Source organism: Gordonia sp. NPDC003504 (genome assembly GCF_053587995.1).
In genome coordinates this window covers 86,820-98,976 of sequence record NZ_JBSFPC010000002.1, presented here as the reverse complement: position 1 = coordinate 98,976, position 12,157 = coordinate 86,820, and the positions used below count along the sequence as shown (strand labels likewise).

The window sequence follows — 12,157 nt, the reverse complement described above, 5'->3', positions numbered from 1 at the left end:
GCGGTCACAATCCCGGCTTGACCAGGTCACCCCACCCTGCCACGTCCTCGGGCCGTCGAGGCGCGGCACCGGTGTAGACCGCGGCGGGGCGCACCAGCTTGCCGAGTCGCTTCTGTTCCAGGATGTGGGCACACCATCCGGCGGTGCGGCCGCAGGTGAACATGGCGGGCATCATGTGGGTGGGGACCTCGGCGTAGTCGAGGATGACCGCCGCCCAGAACTCGACGTTGGTCTCGATCGCCCGGTCCGGTCGCCGTTCCCGCAACTCGGTGAGCGCGGCCTGCTCGAGAGCCGCGGCGACCTCATATCGTGGAACTCCGAGATCGGCTGCGGTGCGGCGTAATACACGGGCCCGCGGGTCCTCGGCCCGATACACCCGATGGCCGAATCCCATCAACTTCTCCTTGCGATCGAGGATGCCCTTCACCAATGCCCGCGCATCCCCGGTCCGCTCCACCTCCTCGATCATCGGGAGGACGCGCGCCGGAGCGCCGCCGTGCAACGGACCCGACATCGCGCCGATGGCACCGGACAGGGCCGCGGCGACATCCGCACCGGTGGACGCGATGACGCGGGCGGTGAATGTCGACGCATTCAGGCCGTGCTCGGCCGCACCGACCCAATAGGCGTCGATGGCCGCGATGTGTTTCGGATCCGGATCGCCCTTCCACCGCGTCATGAAACGTGCTGTCACGGTGTCACATTCGTCGATGACACGCTGGGACACCGCGGGCTGGTGGATACCCCGGGCCGACTGCGCCACATAGGACAGCGCCATCACCGAGGCGCGGGCGAGATTCGCGCGGGCGGTGGCGTCGTCGATGTCGAGCAGTGGGCGGTAACCCCAGATCGGGGCGAGCATCGCCAGGGCCGCCTGCACGTCCACGCGGACGTCGCCGGTGTGGATCGGCAGCGGGAACGGTTCGGCGGGCGGCAGTCCGTCGCCGAACTGTCCGTCGACGAGCAATGCCCACACGTCGGCGAAGGTGACCTTGTTCTCCACCAGGTCCTCGATGTCGACGCCGCGGTACCGCAGGTTGCCGCCGTTCTTGTCGGGTTCGGCGATCTCGGTGGTGAAGGCCACCACGCCCTCGAGGCCGGGGACGAAGTCATCCGGAACGGTGTTGGCCATGCTGCGCGCACCTTTCTGGCACTGTCGCTGTGCCGAATCGTGCGATGCCGGGCTGGGGCATCGTTCGTCAAGCCGTCGGTCGTTCAAGTCGGTCGTTCAAGCCGTCGGTCATTCAGCACTGTAGGACAGCCCATCGGCTGTGGCATACCGGGGAGCGGCGGGGGTTACCGACCGCCGCTCATCCAGTGACGAACTCGTCCCGGGCGTCCGCTGGACCCGGCGGTGGTCACAGACGGAGGAACTCGGCGTATCGTCGCCGTGATCCTGGAGTAGCGTTCTCCGCGTGAGCGACGCTGACGGTTTTTCGGCTGAGGGTTTTCCGGTGGAAGGGGGTTTTCCGGCGGAAGGTTTTCCGACGGCGAGTGTTCCGGCGGGGGGTATCGGGGGCGGTCGGGCGCCGATCGATCTGCCCAACATGCGTGTGGGCTACGGCGGCGGAATCCCGCCCAACGTCGGCGACGGCGATCGTGCCGCCGGTGCCGACGGCGTCCGGGAGAATCTCGATCCGAGTTGGCTGCGCGGCGACCCGCCCTGGCTGGATCTGTTCCACGTCTGGCTCACCGAGGCCGTCGACGCCCGGATTCCGGAGCCGAATGCGATGGTCGTGGGCACCGTCGACGCCGAGGGTCGGCCCGCCACCCGGACAGTGCTGTGCAAGGGGGCCGACGCGGCAGGCGTGGTCTTCTTCACCGGTTACGACTCCGACAAGGGTCGCGACCTGGAGGCCAATCCCTTTGCGTCGGTGACCTTTCCGTGGATCGCACTGGAACGTCAGGTGCATTTCCGTGGTCCGGTGGTCAAGGTGTCGCAACAGGAGACCGAGGCCTACTGGCGGATGCGGCCGCGGGGCTCGCAACTGTCGGGGCTGGCCTCGGCGCAGTCCCGGCCGATCGGCAGCCGGCATGAGTTGGAGGCGCACGCCGCGCAGGTGGCCGCGGAGTTCGGCGGTGCCGACGGGAATGTGGCGGTGCCGGTGCCGCCCGCGTGGGGCGGGTACCGCGTCGAGCCGGTCAGCGTGGAGTTCTGGCAGGGCCGCGCGAACCGGCTGCACAACAGGGTTCGGCTGGATCTGATCGACGGGGTCTGGGAGGCGTCGCGGCTCCAGCCGTGACCGGGTTGCGCGTCGAGATCGCCGATTCCGTCATATCGGACGACCGGCCGTCGGCGACCGAACCCGATCGTGAGCCCGGCTAAAATACCTCGGTGCGTAGCCTTCTCGCCGACACCACCTCGCTGCAGAACCCGTATGTCCGGCGGCTGTGGCTGGCCAACATCGTCACCGTCATCGGTGCCCAACTCACCATCGTCGCGGTGCCCGCACAGATCTACCAGATCACCGGCAGCTCCTGGTATGTCGGTCTGACCGGTGTGTTCGGGCTCGTCCCGCTGGTGGTCTTCGGCCTGTGGGGTGGTGCCCTCGCCGACGTCCTGGACCGTCGTCTGATCCTGGTGTGCACCACGGTGGGTCTCATCGCGTGCTCCGCGCTGTTCTGGCTGCAGGCCGCCCTCGGCGTCGAGAACGTGTGGATCATCCTGGTGCTCTTCGCAGTTCAGCAGGGGTTCTTCGCTGTCAATCAGCCGACGCGCACCGCGGTGCTGCCGCGTCTGCTGCCCAGCGGGCAACTGCCCGCGGCACTCTCGCTGAACATGACGGTGATGCAGGCCGGTGCCATCGCCGGACCGCTCGTCGGCGGGGCGCTGATCCCGGTGCTCGGATACCCGGTCCTCTATCTGCTCGACACCCTCTTCCTGATCCCGACGCTGTGGGCGGTGATCCGGCTGCCGAAACTGCCGCCGGAGAGCGACCAGGCGCCCAAGGTCGCCGGTCTGCGGTCGGTCCTCGAGGGCCTGCGCTACCTGGCCGGACACCGCGTGCTGATGGCCTCGTTCCTCGTCGACCTGATCGCGATGATCTTCGGCATGCCACGCGCACTGTTCCCGCAGATGGCCCACGAGAACTTCGGCGGACCGTCCGGCGGCGGATGGGCGTTCGCGTTGCTGTTCATCGCGATCTCCGCGGGCGCCGTGGTCGGCGGTGTCTTCTCCGGGTGGGTGAGTCGGGTGCAGCGGCAAGGCCTGGCAGTGATCGTCTGCATCCTCATCTGGGGTGCGGCGATCGCAGCGGCCGGCGTGGCGGTCGGCTTCGCGGGCGGTGCGGCGCTGCCGATGCTGCCGATCGTGCTGGTGCTGCTGATGGTCGGCGGCGCCGCCGACATGGCCTCGGCCGCCTTCCGTCAATCGATCCTGCTCGCCGCCGCCAACGACGAGGTCCGCGGCCGGCTGCAGGGTGTCTTCATCGTCGTCGTCGCCGGCGGCCCCCGGATCGCCGACGTGCTGCACGGTGCGGCCGCGGCCACCGCGGGTGTGGCATTGACGACCGCGCTCGGCGGCGTCGGCGTGATCATCGCGACGCTGATCGCCGCGATCGCGATCCCGTCCTTCGTCCGCTATCGCGTCGGCCAGCACGCCTGAGGCTCTCAGACCGCACTGACAGCGCTCTCACCCTCACTGACAGCGCTCAACACACCGTTCACGGCGCTCAGCGAGGCCCTCGGTTCGGTGCGACCATGGGAGCCATGACTGCGACCGTCGAGTCCTCGGTGGATTCCTTCCATGTGCCCGTCATCGACATCACGGCGTACACGGCCAATGGTGATCCGGCCGATCGTGCGGTGGTGGCCGCGCAGATCGACGACGCGGCCAGTTCGGTGGGCTTCATGCAGATCGTCGGCCACCAGGTCCCGGCGGTGGTGCTCGACGAGTTCACCGCGGTGATGGACGATTTCTTCGCGCTGCCGCTCGAGGAGAAGAAGGCCTACCGGACACCGCCGGAGATCAACCGTGGCTATGCCCCGCCCAAGTCGGAGTCACTGTCGTTGAGTCTCGGAGTGGAGTCCGCGGGACGGATGAACGACTTCTTCGAGGCATTCAACGTCGGGGTGGAGGCCCGCGAGTACCCCGCCCTGGCACTGCCCGATGATCACTACGCCGACAACACCTGGCCGTCGGTCGATCATTTTCAGGCGGCGGTGTCCGCGTACTTCGCCGAGGCGCGACGGGTCGCGCGCACCCTGACGCGCATCTTCGCCGATGCCCTGGACCTGCCGCCGGAGTTCTTCGACGCCTACACCGACCACTCACTCGACGTGCTGCGGATGAACAACTACGCACTGCCACCCGGCGAGGTGGACATCGACGGAGAGCTCACCGGCATGGGGGAGCACACCGACTACGGGATCGTCACCGTGCTGTGGGCCGATCAGGTCAAGGGGCTGCAGGTCCTTGATCACCACGGAAACTGGCACGACGTGGCACCGGCCGACGGCGCGCTCCTGATCAATCTCGGCGATCTCATGGCGCGCTGGACCAACGAGCGGTGGATGTCCACGCTGCATCGGGTGAAGCCGCCGATCGTCGACGGCACCATCGAACGGCGACGGTCGGCCGCGTACTTCCACGACGGCAACATCGACGCCACCATCTCGACGCTGCCGAGTTGTGTCGGCGCCGGCAGTCGATACTCACCGATCACCGTCGGTGAGCACATCGGCGCCAAACTTGCCGGATCTCGTGCCGGACAATCCAATCCGTATGCGCAACGTGACGCCGCCCGAGTGCGACAGGCGATGGTGCGCGGCCGCGGGCAACAGTAGGTCAGTCGCCGGTGACCATACCCGGGTACGTTGCCCGACGTGCGGCGTGCACCGGGCAATAGTGAATCGGGTTGTCGCGCTCGGATTCTGAAGGAAGATTGCGCGCCGGGGTCTGCACGAGTGGTGCGTCCTTCGGGACGCGGCCGTTGACACGGTCCCACGCATCGCGTGGACGCGGGTGGCGCAGATACCGTTTCGGGGTGAGCCGGTTCATGACGAGGTTGATCGCCCTGCCCAGCAACCGGAACAGCTTCTCGTCACGTTCGGTCCACGGCAGATTCATCATCTCGCGGATCGGCTCGTCGTAGAACCCGGTGGTCAGCCAGAGGAACGCCTTCGCGTTCCGCGGCGCGATGTGCCGGTGCCAGAGCCCTTTCGGGATGAACGACAAGAACGGCGGCGGGGGCAGCGTGGAGATGTCGAGGACCGTCCGGACCGACTCGTGATCGCGAAGAACATTGCGGCACATGTGGTCCCAGTACTCGAGGAAGTCCTCGTAGGTGTCCGGTACCGGACGCATCGAGACGCCGTACTGTGCGTACCACGCCTTGGATTCCTCGAACAGTTGCCGCTTGTCATCCTCGGTCAGCCACGGCCCGAAACGTTCACACAGACGGACATTGCCGTACCAGAAGGTGGCATGCGCCCAGTAGAAGACGTCCGGGTCGAGTGCGTGGTAGCGCGACCCGTCGGGCATGGTGCCCTTGATCGTGCGGTGATAGTCGCGGACCTCGTGGCCGGTCTCCGCGACGCCGTCGGTGGCGACGGGATCGAAGATGACACCGCTGATCGGATACAACGAGCGCATCAGACGTTCCCAGCGTTCACCGAAGAAATCCGAGTGATCCCAGACGGCCTGGCCGAGTTTCGGATGCATGTTCTGCATCGATCCCGCCCACAGCCCCTGGAACATGCCGGTCCAGGTTCCCCAGGTCTCCCACGTCTTGGATCCCGGTCCCAGCGGGGCGTACTCGTCGCGCGCGGCGTCGGAGGCGGTGGCGTCGGCGACCTCCGAGGCGGTGGTGTCACTCGCGTCGGTGGCGGGGGCGGGCGAAACCTGAGTCATGAGACGAAAGTTTAGAAGCGTCTCATTGGGGTGTCAATGTGGGCGCGCACCGCCCACGGGTGTCCACAGATTCCGGGGTGGGCGTCCTCGTCAGAAGTTTTTGTCGGTGGCCGTCTCTACAATGATGGTCAGATCGAAGAGAGCTTCGACGGTCATCTTGTTCGAGGGGGCGAGGAGTGAGCACCATTCCGTGGAGCGCGCGGATTCGTGGGGATGTGCGTGATGCGTTGCTGAAGCAGGGCCCGTCGCCGTGGCCGGGGTTGCCGCCGGAGTTTCTGTTCGGGGTGGATCCGGATCGGCTGGATCAGCATTCGATCAACGAGGTGCTGGTCGCGATGACCGAACTGGACCGGTGCCGCTCCTACATGGCATGGCTGGACTCGTACTTCACCGCCTATGTGGTGAGGTGTCTGACCGACCGCCCGTTGGACGAGTCGGCGGAGTACGCGCAGATCGCGGCCGAACACATGTCCCGGACCCGGAATCTCGCGATGGTGACCACCCGGCGGCTGCTGGATGAGGCGATCGTGATGGCCACCCGCCTGCCGAAGACCGGACGGGCACTACGCGAAGGCCGGATCAGCCACAGTCAGTTCCGCACCCTGATCGACCGCACCAACCTGCTCGATCCGGGACCGGCCTTGCATCCGAACACCGCGTTGGTCGACGCGGCGATCGCCGAGCGGTTGTTCGAACGCGCCGGGCAATGGCCGGCGACGAGTTTGCGGGACATGGTCGACAAGATCGTCTTCCAACACGCACCGGACGCCGTCCGCGAACCGCGGAAACGGAACCTCGACAAGCGGGCTGTGTTCACCCACTTTGAGGGCGATGGGACCGGGGAGATCACCGGCACCATGTCCGCCGAACACATCACGATCGCGGAGAAAACGATCGCCGCCCTGGCCGACTGCGCCTGCCGGAAGGACCCGCGGACCCGGCGGCAACGCCAAGCCGATGCCATGTACTCGTTGTTGTCGGGGACGCAGTTCACCTGTGACTGCGGCAACGAGGACTGCCCGGCCGACATTCCGGAACCCGGCTGTATTCCGGATGTGCAGATCGTGTTGCACGTCATCGCCGATGAGACCACCGCCGCGGCAATCGAGGAACGCCAACGACAACAAGAACAGCAGGAACAAGATCAGCAGGAACAGCGGAGTTCTGCCGCCGACCGCGAATCCGGGGGTGGTGCAACCGAATCGGTGGTGCAGGTCCGGCGTTCGGAACCGAAGGCCGAACCGGCTCTCGAGCCCAAGTCGACTGCGGATGCCGACACCGATGCGGATGCCGACACCGATGCGGGTGTGGCGCAGATGTCCTTGCTCGAGGAGAGCGGCTCTGACGAGGAGAGTGGAACTGCCGAAACGGAACTCGCCGCGGAACCCGCACGCGGACCCGACACTGAGCGGGAGCCGCCCGCGGATACCCGCGCGGGTATGGCGCGGATGTCGATGCCCAAGGAGAGCGCTGCTGCCGATGACCGGTGTCCTGATGCGGCGACCGACACCGACCAATCCGACACCGCGCCAACCGGCAGCGAATCATCCTCTACGGAAACGGTTTCGGCCGCCGAGCCCCCGCTCGACGGCAACCTCGGCTACTTGATCGGGCAGGGAGCGCTCATCCCCGAGCAGATCCTCGATCTGATCACCCGATACCCGACCACGATCCGACGCCTGGTGCCCAAAGGTGTCGATCCCGAAGACGTCGAACTCGCGTCGGCGTTGCCGTCGGATCCGTATCGGTTGTCGACGGCGTTGGATGAGTTCATCCGGATGCGTCACGGTGAGTGCGTGATCCCAGCGTGCCGAGGTAGTGCGTTCGACGGGGATTGCGATCACGTGCACGAGTACGACCACGAGCATCCCGAACTCGGTGGGCTGACCACTCCCGACGGGCTGAACGCGAAGTGCCGTGGACATCACCTGCAGAAAACGCACTCTCGCTGGCTCGATGATCAGTACCGGGATGAGAACGGCCGACTGGTCACGATTTTCACCACCCCGGAAGGCTTGAACATTCCGGGGCCGGCGGAAACCCTCGAAGATTTCTTCGGCGGGCTACGGCGCTACCGGTTCGCCGACCCACCCGCCGCACCACCGACACCACGGGAACCGGGCGTCATCTCGACCAGTAAGCGGGATCGGCTCGCCGCCAAATATGAACGGCGACGCCGCGAACGGGAACGCAACCGCGCCCGCATCGCCGACGGCGTCGACCCGTTGAACCCGCCACGCCCCCCGAAGCGACGCAAGAAGCGATACCCCGTCGTGCCCGATGACGGCGCGCCACCACCCTTCTGAGGTGTCGGCGTTGACGGTGTCAGCGTTGACGCCCGCGGTATCAGCGCGCCCGGAAACGAAGGAGGTCTCCGGCCACAAGCTGGGCTGCCTGCGACAGCGCCGCCGCCGTCAGCACGGCGACGACCGGATAGCCGCCGGTGACGGGATGGTCGGCGAGAAAGATCACCGGCCGCCCTCCGGGCGGGATCTGGATCGAGCCGTGCGCAACGCCTTCCGACAGCAGTTCCGGCAGTTCGGTTCGATGCTCCAGAAGTGGTGCGGCACTGGACTCCGGCCGAACCAATCGCACCCCGACGCGGTCGGCCTCGGCGCTCGCCTCCCACACCCCGGTGAAGAGGATCTCGTGGCTCACCACATGCGCATGCCGTGGCCCGGTGACCGCATCGAGTTCCACCACCTGGTGATGATGGTCGGTGCGGACCGGCGCGAAGGTGGCCGCCGGCCACGCCGACGCGGCGTTCCCGACGGGCAGGGTGTCACCGGCGGCGATGGCGGGTGGGCCCAGTCCGGACAACGTGTCGGTCGACCGGGACCCGAGGACCGCCGGTACATCGATTCCGCCCCGCACCGCGAGATAGTTCCGGCATCCCCAGGTCGGTGCAGAAATACTCAGTATCGCACCGGGTTTCACGGTGGCCATCACGCCGAGGCCGATGGGAGCATCATCGATCATGACCCGTGTGGCGGCGCCGGTGACCGCGATGATCGTCTCCCGGTCGGCCCGAATCCGCAACCCGCCCAGCGTTGTCTCGATGACCGCGGCCGACTCATGGTTTCCCACAAGGCGATTGGACAGACGTAGTGACACCAGGTCGGCGGCGCCGGACACGGGGACCCCGAGATGGGCGTACCCCGAGCGCCCGAGATCCTGGATCGTGGCCAGCGGACCGGGGGTGATGACCTCGAGTGTGCTCATCGCCGGATCTCGTCCGCCTCGAACCGGACCAGCGTGCCCGGCGCGAGGAGCGACGGTGGTGTCGCGCTCTCGTCCCACACGGTGATACCGGTGTGCCCCAGCAGGTTCCAGCCGCCCGGACTCGACCGCGGATACACCGCGCTGTAACCGGCCGCGATGGCGACGGCCCCGGAGGGGACCCGGGTGCGTGGCTCGCTGCGGCGGCGCACCCGGGTGAGGGGATTGTCGGCATCGTCGTCGGGAACCAGATAGGCGAAACCCGGGGCGAATCCCATGAACTGCACCCGCCAACGGGTGCGCGTGTGCAATGCGATCACCCCGGCAACCGTCGTGCCCACCTGTTGCGCCACGTCGTCGAGGTCGGCGCCGTCATAGCGGACCACGATCCGTACCTCGTCGACCGGATCGCCGGAGCCCACCTCATCGCGGCCCGCGCCCCGTAGTACGCGGGCGATGCCCAGCGAATCCGCGCCGGAACCCCCCTCGAACTGCACCAGGACGGTCGTCGCACTGGGCACGATCTCGGTGAGGGTCGACAGGGCTCCGGCCGAATGTGCTTGCCGGAGAACGCTCTCGGCGTGCCGTACCGCGAGGGTGGGGTCATCGTCGGCGGAGAAGTCGAGCAGCACCGCATCGGGACCCGCGGGCAACTCGTTCATGTCAGCCGAATCTAGCACCCCGGGATGGCACACTGGGTCTGCAGTGAACGGGATGGCGGGCGAGGTGAACGCGGGAGTGGCTGGATGAGAGAGATCGTCGTCTGCGGCGAGGCGCTCGTCGATGTGGTCGCCACCGGCGCCCCGGCACCGAGTGGTAGGCTGCCCGCGCTGCAACCCGCGCTCGGCGGCGGCCCGTTCAACGTCGCCGTCACGCTCGGCCGCCTCGGGAGCGCGGTGTCGTTCTGCTCGGCGGTGTCCACCGACGACTACGGCGAGGCGATCGTCTCGGCGTTGGGACGCAGCGGTGTCGGCACCACCCTCGTGCAGCGTCGCGCCGAGCCGACGTCGCTCGCGCTGGCGACGATCGGCACCGACGGGGCGGCGCACTACTCCTTCTACGTCGACGGCACCGCCGACCGCCTCGTCGCCGACCCCGGCCCGTTCGCGCCGACGGTGTCGGCGGTCTGCTTCGGCACCCTCTCGCTGGTCCTCGAGCCCGGTGCGTCCGTCTACGAGCAGGTGATGCGACGCAGCCGCGGCGAGGGTCGTCTCGTCGTGCTCGATCCGAACATCCGTGCCGCGGTCATCGACGATCCGGACGCCTATCGGCGTCGGTTCGCGTCGTGGGTGGAGGCCGTCGACATCCTCAAACTCTCCGACGAGGATGCGCGGTGGCTGGCGCAGGGTCCGCACGGCACCGGTCCGCAGGATTGGTTTCGCGCGGGGGTGAGCGTGGTCTTCGTGACGGCGGGTTCGGCGGGCATCGACGTCGTCACCGCCGCCGGGCAGTCGCGCGTCCCGGCCCGGGCGGTGACCGTCGTCGACACCATCGGTGCAGGTGACAGCATCATGGGTGCGGTATTGCATCAACTCGACCGGTGGGGTGCGTTGGCGCCGACGGCGGTCGCCGAACTCTCGCCGCAGCAGTGGGAGGACGTCGCGCGGTTCGCCGTGGAGGTGGCGGGAATCACGGTGTCGAGGCCGGGGGCAGACCCTCCGTGGGCGAGCGAGCTGCGAAGCGACTAGGTTAGGTTACCGAGAGTCCTGAAATGGACGAGTTCTAGAGATCTCGCATCTGAGCGAAGGGGTCCACGAGTGTCCGCTGAAACAGTCCCGGCCGATAAGCAAAGCGAATCGGACTCGGCAACATTCACCTATCCCGGTGGGCAACTTGAGCTCCCGATCCTGAAAGCCACCGAGGGCAGTGACTCGGTGGCATTGGGCAAGTTCCTCTCCGAGACCGGTCTGACCACCTTCGACGGTGGTTTCGTCAACACCGCGTCGACGAAGTCGGCCATCACCTACATCGACGGCGATGCGGGCATCCTGCGCTACCGCGGCATCCCGATCGATCAGCTGGCCGAGAAGTCCACCTTCATCGAGGTGAGCTACCTGCTCATCTACGGTGAGCTGCCGACCCCGTCGCAGCTCGAGGAGTTCACCACCAAGATCCAGCGGCACACCCTGCTGCACGAGGATCTCAAGCGGTTCTTCGACGGCTTCCCGCGGAACGCACACCCGATGCCGGTGCTCTCCAGCGCCGTCAACGCATTGAGCGCCTACTACCAGGATTCGCTGGATCCGAAGGACCCCGAGCAGGTCGAACTGTCGACGATCCGCCTGCTGGCCAAGCTGCCGACGATCGCGGCCTACGCCTACAAGAAGTCGGCCGGTCAGCCGTTCCTGTACCCGGACAACTCGCTGAGTCTCGTCGAGAACTTCCTCCGGATGACCTTCGGCTTCCCGGCCGAGCCCTACGAGGTCAATCCCGAGGTCACCAAGGCCCTCGACATGCTGTTCATCCTGCATGCCGATCACGAGCAGAACTGCTCCACCTCGACGGTGCGTCTCGTCGGATCGTCGCAGGCCAACCTGTTCACCTCGATCTCCGGTGGCATCAACGCGCTGTGGGGTCCGCTGCACGGTGGCGCCAACCAGGCGGTGCTCGAGATGCTCGAGGACATCAAGAACTCCGGCGGCGACACCAAGGAGTTCATGACCAAGGTCAAGAACAAGGAAGCCGGCGTGAAGCTGATGGGCTTCGGACACCGCGTCTACAAGAACTACGATCCGCGCGCGGCGATCGTGAAGAAGACCGCCGACCAGATCCTCACCGATCTCGGTGTGCACGACGATCTGCTCGACATCGCCAAGGGCCTCGAAGAGGTGGCGCTGTCCGACGACTACTTCATCGAGCGCAAGCTGTACCCGAACGTCGACTTCTACACCGGCGTCATCTACCGGGCGATGGGCTTCCCGACGCGCATGTTCACCGTGCTGTTCGCGCTCGGCCGTCTGCCGGGCTGGATCGCGCACTGGCGTGAGATGAACTCCGACCCGAGCGGCAAGATCGGCCGTCCGCGTCAGCTCTACACCGGCTACACCGAACGCGATTACGTCGGCCTCTCCGATCGCTGAACGATCT

Annotated in this window: 10 protein-coding genes; 6 read left to right on the top strand and 4 right to left on the bottom strand. The window is 66.8% G+C overall.

Translation table 11 applies throughout. The features are described 5' to 3' along the window. Window positions 1-4: 4 nt before the first annotated feature. Complete coding sequence (locus ACWDPV_RS04600; protein WP_449741958.1) at window positions 5-1,132, bottom strand: citrate synthase 2; 1,128 nt, start codon at window positions 1,130-1,132, stop codon at window positions 5-7. 415 nt (window positions 1,133-1,547) lie between these two features. Between ACWDPV_RS04600 and pdxH the strand changes: the two genes are divergently transcribed. The 3 genes from pdxH to ACWDPV_RS04585 all read left to right on the top strand — a co-directional run bounded on the left by pdxH (window position 1,548) and on the right by ACWDPV_RS04585 (window position 4,785). Continuing rightward, entirely contained in the window at window positions 1,548-2,243 is a 696-nt protein-coding gene (gene pdxH / locus ACWDPV_RS04595; protein WP_348803225.1) for a pyridoxamine 5'-phosphate oxidase, read from the top strand. Between the two features lie 92 nt (window positions 2,244-2,335). Continuing rightward, entirely contained in the window at window positions 2,336-3,604 is a 1,269-nt protein-coding gene (locus ACWDPV_RS04590) for an MFS transporter (RefSeq protein WP_449741957.1), read from the top strand. A 95-nt stretch (window positions 3,605-3,699) separates the two neighbouring features. Then, a complete protein-coding gene (locus ACWDPV_RS04585; protein ID WP_348803159.1) occupies window positions 3,700-4,785 on the top strand; it encodes an isopenicillin N synthase family dioxygenase in 1,086 nt (361 codons plus the stop codon). Window position 4,786: 1 nt separating this feature from the next. On the opposite strand, the gene ACWDPV_RS04580 is transcribed toward ACWDPV_RS04585, so the two are convergent. Further along, window positions 4,787-5,851 (bottom strand): oxygenase MpaB family protein, encoded by a 1,065-nt coding sequence (locus ACWDPV_RS04580; RefSeq protein ID WP_348803158.1) that lies wholly within the window; start codon window positions 5,849-5,851, stop codon window positions 4,787-4,789. A 176-nt stretch (window positions 5,852-6,027) separates the two neighbouring features. On the opposite strand from ACWDPV_RS04580, the gene ACWDPV_RS04575 reads away from it, so the two are divergent. Beyond that, window positions 6,028-8,157, top strand: coding sequence for a DUF222 domain-containing protein (locus ACWDPV_RS04575; RefSeq protein WP_449741956.1), 2,130 nt, complete (start codon window positions 6,028-6,030; stop codon window positions 8,155-8,157). 40 nt (window positions 8,158-8,197) lie between these two features. Here ACWDPV_RS04575 and ACWDPV_RS04570 read toward each other — a convergent pair whose 3' ends face one another. Both ACWDPV_RS04570 and ACWDPV_RS04565 read right to left on the bottom strand, forming a co-directional pair. Continuing rightward, a complete protein-coding gene (locus tag ACWDPV_RS04570; RefSeq protein ID WP_348803156.1) occupies window positions 8,198-9,073 on the bottom strand; it encodes a 5-oxoprolinase subunit C family protein in 876 nt (291 codons plus the stop codon). Next, entirely contained in the window at window positions 9,070-9,732 is a 663-nt protein-coding gene (locus ACWDPV_RS04565; RefSeq protein WP_348803155.1) for a 5-oxoprolinase subunit B family protein, read from the bottom strand. Before ACWDPV_RS04565 ends, ACWDPV_RS04570 begins: the two co-directional genes overlap by 4 nt. 84 nt (window positions 9,733-9,816) lie before the next feature. Between ACWDPV_RS04565 and ACWDPV_RS04560 the strand changes: the two genes are divergently transcribed. Next, window positions 9,817-10,758, top strand: a complete 942-nt coding sequence (locus ACWDPV_RS04560; RefSeq protein WP_348803154.1) for a carbohydrate kinase family protein — start codon at window positions 9,817-9,819, stop codon at window positions 10,756-10,758. A gap of 69 nt (window positions 10,759-10,827) precedes the next feature. Then, window positions 10,828-12,150: a citrate synthase gene (locus tag ACWDPV_RS04555; RefSeq protein WP_348803153.1), complete on the top strand. Its 1,323-nt coding sequence runs from the start codon at window positions 10,828-10,830 to the stop codon at window positions 12,148-12,150. Window positions 12,151-12,157 lie beyond the last annotated feature (7 nt).

Bases quoted from the DNA above. Each gene is read 5' to 3' on its own strand.
- ACWDPV_RS04600 (WP_449741958.1), bottom strand. From the start codon at position 1,132: ATGGCCAACACCGTTCCGGATGACTTCGTCCCCGGCCTCGAGGGCGTG.
- pdxH (WP_348803225.1), top strand. From the start codon at position 1,548: ATGCGTGTGGGCTACGGCGGCGGAATCCCGCCCAACGTCGGCGACGGC.
- ACWDPV_RS04585 (WP_348803159.1), top strand. From the start codon at position 3,700: ATGGGAGCCATGACTGCGACCGTCGAGTCCTCGGTGGATTCCTTCCAT.
- ACWDPV_RS04580 (WP_348803158.1), bottom strand. From the start codon at position 5,851: ATGACTCAGGTTTCGCCCGCCCCCGCCACCGACGCGAGTGACACCACC.
- ACWDPV_RS04570 (WP_348803156.1), bottom strand. From the start codon at position 9,073: ATGAGCACACTCGAGGTCATCACCCCCGGTCCGCTGGCCACGATCCAG.
- ACWDPV_RS04565 (WP_348803155.1), bottom strand. From the start codon at position 9,732: ATGAACGAGTTGCCCGCGGGTCCCGATGCGGTGCTGCTCGACTTCTCC.
- ACWDPV_RS04560 (WP_348803154.1), top strand. From the start codon at position 9,817: ATGAGAGAGATCGTCGTCTGCGGCGAGGCGCTCGTCGATGTGGTCGCC.